Below are 7439 nucleotides of genomic sequence, written 5' to 3'. Positions count from 1 at the left end.
CGATCTTACTATCGACCTCTTCACGAGCAACCATGCCTTGCGCCATTAACTGACGAGCATTTTGCTCCATGGTTTGCATGCCGTGAGCCGCACCTGTTTGAATTATCGAATACATCTGCGCGACTTTGTCTTCGCGGATCAAGTTACGAATCGCAGGCGTTGCCATCATAATTTCATGGCATGCAATACGGCCACCACCATTACGCTTCAGAAGCTTTTGCGCGATAACCGAACGAAGGGACTCAGATAGCATCGAGCGGACCATATCTTTATCACTACCAGGAAAAACATCGATAATACGGTCAATGGTTTTTGCCGCCGAGCTGGTGTGCAACGTCCCGAAAACTAAGTGACCCGTTTCTGCCGCCGTTAAGGCAAGGCTGATGGTTTCTTTGTCACGCATCTCACCAACCAGAATAACGTCTGGGTCTTCGCGCAATGCACTACGCAAAGCATTTTGGAAACTATGGGTGTCACGGTGAACTTCACGCTGGTTGATCAAACATTTATTGTTGTTGTGAACAAATTCAATCGGATCTTCAATTGTGAGTACGTGCTTGTTGTGATTACGGTTAATGTAGTCAACAATGGCTGCTAAGGTCGTCGATTTACCTGAACCTGTTGGGCCAGTGACCAGAACTAAGCCTTTTTCAGCGTTCGCAATTTTTTTGAAGATCTCTGGCGCTTCTAGCTCTTCCAGAGTTGGAATGCTACTTGGAATGGTACGGAATACTGCCGCACAACCGCGAGATTGGTTGAAAGCGTTGACACGGAAACGGCCAACGTTATGCAACTCAAAAGAGAAATCGACTTCGAGTTTTTCTTCGAATTCACTGCGTTGGGCATCGTTCATGATTTCGAAAACCAAACGATGCACTTCTTGGTGTGTAAACGCTGGAATGCCTAGTTTTCTCACATCCCCATCAATACGAACCATTGGTGGGACACCTGCAGAAAGATGTAGATCCGAGGCATTATGTTTTACACTAAAATCCAGTAACTCAGTGATATCCATTTAAAATCCTTAAGTCTAAAGTACAGCTATGAGTAGTATTCAACAAAATATTGAACATATCACCTCTCAAATTCGATATGACGAGCAAAAATGTGGTCGAACTCCAGAGTCAGTGCAACTTCTAGCGGTAAGCAAAACTAAACCTGTCGAGGCAATTCTCGAAGCCTACCAAGCGGGACCAACCGCCTTTGGTGAAAACTACGTTCAAGAGGGCGTCAGTAAAGTTCAGCACTTTGCCGAGCATTATCCAGATAATCGAATCGAATGGCACTTCATTGGCCCGATTCAATCCAATAAATCGCGACTTGTTGCTGAACATTTCGATTGGGTTCACACCATCGATCGAACCAAGATTGCTCAACGCCTGAATGAGCAGCGGCCAAGCGAACTTAAACCGCTACAAGTTCTGATTCAGGTTAACACCAGTGGTGAGGCATCTAAGTCTGGTGTCACTGAAGCGGAAGTATTCGAGCTGGCGGAGTTGATTTCTCGCCTACCCAACCTCACTTTAAGAGGGTTGATGTCGATTCCTGCCAACGTGTCTGACTACGAATCACAGCTCCGTGAATTTCAGAAGTTGGCTACGTTGAAGCAAACACTCGAAGCACAGTTCCCAGAAATCGATACATTATCAATGGGAATGAGTGGTGATATGACCGCTGCAATCGAAGCTGGTAGTACAATGGTTCGTATTGGAACCGCTATTTTCGGCGCACGAGACTACAGCTAAATCAACAAAACGCTCACTCGCGACATAAGTTATGTCGTCAATCGTTAGAGCGTAAATGCGCAATCATCTTACTCGCCAATAGGAGCAGTAAGTAACAGCGGCGCCATTATACACCTGAGCGCACAACAAATTCTAAATATCATGATGGAAATCAGACAAATGGAACATAAAAAAATCGCCTTCATTGGTGCTGGCAACATGGTGAGAGCCATTGTTTCAGGCTTGGTTGCTAACGGATACCCAGCGCAAAACATTACCGCGACGGCTCCTTCAGAGGCTCGCCGCCTTCTGCTAGAACAAGATTTTGGCATCCGTACCACCAGCGATAACATCCAAGCTGCGACCGAGGCGGATGTGGTGGTATTGTCTGTGAAACCGCAAATGATGGCGGATGTCTGTAAACCACTGCAATCGATCGATTTCACTAATAAACTGGTGATTTCTATTGCCGCAGGCATCAACTGTTCTCGATTGGATGATATGCTAGCCACCAAATTGAACTTGGTTCGTGTTATGCCAAATACGCCATCACAACTTGGGTTGGGTATGAGTGGGTTATTCGCACCAACTCATGTAACCGAGCACGACAAAGCTTTTGCCGCAGAGTTAATGGAAGCGGTCGGTAAAGTATGTTGGGTTGAGCAAGAGTCAGGTATCAATAATGTGATTGCCGCAGCGGGCAGTGCTCCAGCATACTTCTTCCTGTTTATGGAAGCGATGCAAGCAGAAGCGATTGCGCAAGGCTTTGATAAAGAGACTGCTCGACTATTGGTTCAACAAGCTGCATTGGGCGCGGCCAGTATGGTGGTTAGCAACCCAGAAACTGAGCTATCGACCCTGCGTGAGAACGTGACATCGAAAGGTGGGACAACGGCAGAAGCACTACGTACATTCAACGAACATCAACTTTCAGATATTGTCGCTAAAGCCATGCAAGCTGCTGTGGCTCGCGCGGAAGAAATGGAAAAACTGTTTTAATTATTTGGATGAACTCCGTTTAGTATCATCCATCACTTGTTAAGGGTACCTTATGAATTCAATGAGTTTTCTCATCTCAACCCTATTTGACCTGTACATCATGGTCGTAATTTTGCGAATTTGGTTGCAAGCTGCACGCGCAGACTTCTACAACCCATTCTCGCAATTTATAGTAAAAGCGACTCAGCCGGTCATTGGTCCACTGCGCCGCGTTATCCCTTCCGTGGGGAATATTGACCTAGCAACCGTGTTGTTTGCCTACGTGTTGTGTGTGCTTAAATTTGTCGTGCTTATCCTAATAGCTTCGAACGGTTCCGTCTCTTTCAGCGCTGACTTCTTATTCTTGGGCTTATTATCATTAATCAAAGCCGCAGGTGGCCTATTGTTCTGGGTACTATTGATCCGTGCAATTTTGAGCTGGGTAAGCCAAGGCCGCAGCCCTATCGAGTACGTATTCCATCAACTGACCGAGCCAATGTGCGCTCCAATCCGTCGTATTCTTCCGGCTATTGGTGGTCTTGATTTAAGCGTACTGGTGTTATTTATCGGCTTGCAGTTCGCGAACTTCTTAATGGGCGATATCATTGGTCCAATTTGGTTCCAGCTATAATGTCAGCTGCAGTTTGGCAAGATGGTGAGGACATCATCCTGAAGCTCTATATTCAACCTAAAGCTAGCCGCGATAAAATCGTTGGCTTGCATGGTGAAGAGCTAAAAATCGCCATTACTGCTCCACCTGTCGATGGCAAAGCTAATGCACACCTAACTAAGTTCTTAGCCAAGCAGTTTAAAATCGCTAAGGGCTTGGTTCACATAGAAAAAGGTGAATTAGGACGGCACAAACAAATTCGGATAGAATCGCCTACCCAGATACCGACAGAAATTAAAGCCATCTTATGATGGCTTTTTATTTACGATTTTGTACCACACTTACTAATACCAACGACTGAGTACGCATTTTTTACCCCCTGACCAAGGTAAAATTGCAGCTATGGTTGTTTTATAACAAGTGCTTTGAGGAAGTAACAATGAGCAAATGGATTACCGCATTACTGATTAGCCTGTTGTCGTTACCAAGCTTCGCCGATCAGTTTAAAAATATGAAAGATATCGAAGTACACTATGTCGCGTTTAACTCAACATTCCTAACACCCAAAGTCGCACGTAGCTACGATATCAAACGTAATGGATACCTCGCTGTGGTTAATATTAGCGTGTTAGATAGAGCTTCATTGGGTAAGCCAGCATTAGAAGCAAAAATTGCTGGACGCGCGAAGAACCTTATCGGCCAAACTCAGACCTTGACCTTTCGTGAAGTCAAAGAAGGCAATGCGATATACTATTTAGCCGAACTACCAATTACCCACGAAGAAACTTTTACTTTCGATATTGACGTAAAAGCTGGAAACAAAGGCTCAGGTAAGCTTAAATTCACCCAGAAGTTTTATGTTGAAGAGTAATTGGGTTGTGATGTTCCAAAAGCTTTTGGATCTAAGCAGGCTAAAAACCACTTATTAATTAAAGAATATCTAGAGGAGAACGATTTGTTCTCCTCTATCACTATTAAAAGAGATTCCCATGAAAAAAATTGTGCTAGCAACTGGTAACCAAGGCAAAGTTCGTGAAATGGCAGATTTATTGTCTGACTTCGGCTTTGAAGTATTAGCGCAAAGTGAATTCAATGTATCGGAAGTAGCTGAAACGGGTACAACTTTCATTGAAAACGCAATCATTAAAGCTCGCCATGCCGCACAAGAAACAGGGCTTCCTGCCATTGCAGACGACTCTGGATTAGAAGTCGATTTCTTAAAAGGCGCTCCGGGCATTTACTCTGCACGTTACGCAGGCGAGAGCGCATCTGATCAAGAGAATCTAGAAAAATTGCTAGCGGCAATGGAAGGCGTACCAGAAGCAGAGCGTACAGCACGTTTCCACTGCGTATTAGTCCTCATGCGTCACGAGAACGACCCAACGCCTATCGTCTGTCACGGTAAATGGGAAGGCCGAATTCTAACTGAAGCACACGGTGAAAATGGCTTTGGCTACGACCCAATCTTCTTTGTTCCTGAAGACAACTGTGCGTCAGCCGAACTTGAACCTGCACGTAAGAAACAACTGTCTCACCGCGGTAAAGCGCTCAAGTCGTTGTTTGCTCAACTGTCTGAGCAAGTGTCTCAGTAATCACGAGCGAATTAGACCATGTTAACGCCCCCAGCACTCAGCTTGTATGTACACATCCCGTGGTGTGTGCAAAAGTGCCCGTATTGCGACTTTAACTCTCACGCGCTCAAAACCGAGATTCCAGAAGAAGAGTACATCAGTGCCCTTTTAGAAGATTTGGATACCGACATTGAGAAATACCGACTTAACGAAGCGCCACGTCCACTGCATTCAATCTTCATTGGTGGTGGTACGCCGAGTTTGATTTCGGCAGAAGGCATCGAGCGTCTACTTAAGGGCATTGAAGCGCGTATTCCGTTCAAGCCTGAAATCGAAATCACCATGGAAGCGAATCCAGGCACCATCGAAGCAGAGCGTTTTGTTGGCTACCGCAAAGCTGGTGTAACGCGTATCTCTATCGGCGTGCAAAGCTTTGAGCAACAAAAGCTTGAGCGTTTGGGGCGTATTCACGGCCAAGACGAAGCCGTCAACGCTGCTCAGCTGGCGCACCAAATCGGTTTGAACAGCTTTAACCTCGATCTCATGCACGGCTTACCTGATCAAAGCATCGAACAAGCCTTGGCAGATTTGGACAAAGCGATTGAGTTGGCGCCGCCGCACTTGTCTTGGTATCAGCTGACCATCGAACCAAACACCATGTTTTACTACAAGCCACCAACGCTACCTGACGATGATGACTTGTGGGATATTTTCGAGCTCGGACACCAAAAACTTGCAGCCGCGGGTTATGTGCAATATGAAATCTCCGGTTACAGCAAGCCGGGCTATCAGTGTCAGCACAACCTCAACTACTGGCGCTTTGGTGATTACCTTGGTATCGGTTGTGGCTCTCATGGCAAACTCAGTTTTACCGACGGACGTATTATTCGAACGACAAAGGTAAAACACCCGCGAGGCTATTTAGCGGCTTATCAAAATATGGTCAAACCTTATCTGCATACGGAACATGTCGTCGCGGATGAAGATCGTCCATTCGAGTTCTTTATGAACCGATTCCGCTTAATCGAAGCCTGTCCGAAGCAAGATTACGTGGACACCACGGGCTTACCGCTTAGTACGATTCAAGAAACCATCAGCTGGGCGATAGAAATGGGCTACCTGAGTGAAACGCCTACCCACTGGCAAATTACTGAAAAAGGGAAGCTCTTCCTTAATGATTTGCTCGAAGCCTTTATGGCCGAAGAAAGCGAAGAGTAACGCAACCCCAAAACAAAAAAAGCCTCTCAATTGAGAGGCTTTTTATTTAGAAACTGTGCCGTCCTAAATAAGGTTGACACATTTCCAACATTAGAAAATTGAACGGCCAATTCGCTCGGAGAGCAGCTCAAGCGCCTTAGTACCCGCAAGCGAGTTACCTGAAGGATCAAGCTCTGGAGACCATACTGAAATGGTCATTTCACCAGGTACTACCGCGATAATGCCACCACCAACACCAGACTTACCAGGCATACCAACGCGATAAGCAAACTCGCCCGCGCCATCATACAAGCCACACGTTGCTAACAGTGCATTAAGTTGTTTGGTTTGCACAGGAGAAACTACAGGCTTACCCGTTTGTACCGATGTGCCCTTGTTTGCTAAATAGCTAAACGTTTTAGCCAAATCGACGCAACTCATCTTCAGCGCACAAGCGTGGAAGTAGTTTTGTAGTACTGGAATCACTTCATTTTCGAAGTTGCCAAACGAACGCATGAGATATGCAATCGCCGCATTACGATCACCATGCATCATTTCGGATGCCGCAACGACTTTGTCATACACAATATGGGTATCACCAGAAAGCTGACGCACAAATTCCAACAGGCGCTGACGAGGTGCAGATAAGCGAGTTTGTAACAAATCTGCCACTACTATCGCTCCAGCATTTATAAATGGATTACGAGGAATACCTTGCTCCATTTCTAGCTGGATTAGCGAATTAAATGCCTGCCCCGAAGGCTCTTTTCCCACTCGAGACCAAATTTCTTCTTGCTTGTACAAGCACATCGCTAACGTCAAGCTCAATGCTTTTGAAATAGATTGGATAGAGAAAGGTTCATCGGCATCACCCGCCTTAATAACCTCACCTTCGTTGGTGTATACCGCAATACCTAACTTGTTGCTGGGTACTTTTGCCAGAGCAGGAATGTAATCAGCCACTTTACCTTGGCCGATTAAAGGGCGTACTTCCGCCAAAATATCTGTCAAAATTTCCACTGTCGGTTTCATTCTCTACCTTCTATTTACAAGAGAACTCGTTGAGCTCAGAGGTAAAAAAAGCCAACGTGTCGTTGGCTTTTCCATAGGGTTCGTTCGACTCAAGTCGATTATGGTTTTACTGCCACAATAATATTGCGGTTGATAGATTGATCAACACGGTGAAGATAACCGATGTAAGGCTCTTCTGAAAGTACCTTCCAACCTTGCTCTTCAAATAATGCCGCGACATCTTTCCATTTCAATGTGAATTCATTGAAAGACAACACCACTGAACCTTGCTTTTTCAATACCACTTTCCATGCAGGCAGAGCCTCTTTTAAAAGCTCTAGTGGACTA

At 45.5% G+C, this 7439-nt stretch carries 9 protein-coding genes and 1 pseudogene; 7 read left to right on the top strand and 3 right to left on the bottom strand.

The genetic code is table 11. The features are described 5' to 3' along the window. Positions 1 to 1015: type IV pilus twitching motility protein PilT (locus IQR33_RS00225; protein WP_193843428.1), on the bottom strand; the 1015-nt coding region annotated here is incomplete at its 3' end. A gap of 28 nt (positions 1016 to 1043) precedes the next feature. Here IQR33_RS00225 and IQR33_RS00220 point away from each other — a divergent pair. From IQR33_RS00220 to hemW, 7 genes are all read left to right on the top strand, one after another. Further along, the gene (locus IQR33_RS00220; protein ID WP_193838153.1) at positions 1044 to 1745 is read left to right on the top strand and encodes a YggS family pyridoxal phosphate-dependent enzyme; all 702 of its coding nucleotides are present in this window, start codon (positions 1044 to 1046) and stop codon (positions 1743 to 1745) included. Positions 1746 to 1904: 159 nt separating this feature from the next. Beyond that, the gene (gene proC, locus IQR33_RS00215; RefSeq protein WP_005381013.1) at positions 1905 to 2723 is read left to right on the top strand and encodes a pyrroline-5-carboxylate reductase; all 819 of its coding nucleotides are present in this window, start codon (positions 1905 to 1907) and stop codon (positions 2721 to 2723) included. A 52-nt stretch (positions 2724 to 2775) separates the two neighbouring features. Continuing rightward, positions 2776 to 3333 (top strand): YggT family protein, encoded by a 558-nt coding sequence (locus IQR33_RS00210; protein ID WP_005381012.1) that lies wholly within the window; start codon positions 2776 to 2778, stop codon positions 3331 to 3333. Further along, positions 3333 to 3623, top strand: coding sequence for a DUF167 family protein YggU (yggU, locus tag IQR33_RS00205; RefSeq protein WP_005393980.1), 291 nt, complete (start codon positions 3333 to 3335; stop codon positions 3621 to 3623). The genes IQR33_RS00210 and yggU overlap by 1 nt, the downstream gene beginning before the upstream one ends. Positions 3624 to 3751: 128 nt before the next feature. Beyond that, positions 3752 to 4183: a DUF4426 domain-containing protein gene (locus IQR33_RS00200; RefSeq protein ID WP_005381010.1), complete on the top strand. Its 432-nt coding sequence runs from the start codon at positions 3752 to 3754 to the stop codon at positions 4181 to 4183. 118 nt (positions 4184 to 4301) lie between these two features. Then, positions 4302 to 4904 (top strand): XTP/dITP diphosphatase, encoded by a 603-nt coding sequence (locus IQR33_RS00195; protein WP_005381009.1) that lies wholly within the window; start codon positions 4302 to 4304, stop codon positions 4902 to 4904. Between the two features lie 18 nt (positions 4905 to 4922). Continuing rightward, positions 4923 to 6101, top strand: coding sequence for a radical SAM family heme chaperone HemW (gene hemW / locus IQR33_RS00190; RefSeq protein ID WP_138940385.1), 1179 nt, complete (start codon positions 4923 to 4925; stop codon positions 6099 to 6101). Between the two features lie 90 nt (positions 6102 to 6191). Here the strand turns inward: hemW and glsB are convergent, their stop codons facing one another. Further along, complete coding sequence (gene glsB / locus IQR33_RS00185; protein WP_005381007.1) at positions 6192 to 7112, bottom strand: glutaminase B; 921 nt, start codon at positions 7110 to 7112, stop codon at positions 6192 to 6194. Between the two features lie 98 nt (positions 7113 to 7210). Then, positions 7211 to 7439 (bottom strand): annotated as a pseudogene (locus IQR33_RS00180) (DNA methylase); the annotation flags it as partial.

This window comes from Vibrio sp. OPT46, assembly GCF_015163535.1.
GTDB lineage: Bacteria > Pseudomonadota > Gammaproteobacteria > Enterobacterales > Vibrionaceae > Vibrio > Vibrio alginolyticus.
Note: the sequence above shows the minus strand (reverse complement) of the source record. Positions and strands in the feature narration are given on the sequence as shown.

Coding starts and splice junctions, on each gene's coding strand:
- IQR33_RS00220 (WP_193838153.1), top strand. CDS start 1,044: ATGAGTAGTATTCAACAAAATATTGAACATATCACCTCTCAAATTCGA.
- proC (WP_005381013.1), top strand. CDS start 1,905: ATGGAACATAAAAAAATCGCCTTCATTGGTGCTGGCAACATGGTGAGA.
- IQR33_RS00210 (WP_005381012.1), top strand. CDS start 2,776: ATGAATTCAATGAGTTTTCTCATCTCAACCCTATTTGACCTGTACATC.
- yggU (WP_005393980.1), top strand. CDS start 3,333: ATGTCAGCTGCAGTTTGGCAAGATGGTGAGGACATCATCCTGAAGCTC.
- IQR33_RS00200 (WP_005381010.1), top strand. CDS start 3,752: ATGAGCAAATGGATTACCGCATTACTGATTAGCCTGTTGTCGTTACCA.
- IQR33_RS00195 (WP_005381009.1), top strand. CDS start 4,302: ATGAAAAAAATTGTGCTAGCAACTGGTAACCAAGGCAAAGTTCGTGAA.
- hemW (WP_138940385.1), top strand. CDS start 4,923: ATGTTAACGCCCCCAGCACTCAGCTTGTATGTACACATCCCGTGGTGT.
- glsB (WP_005381007.1), bottom strand. CDS start 7,112: ATGAAACCGACAGTGGAAATTTTGACAGATATTTTGGCGGAAGTACGC.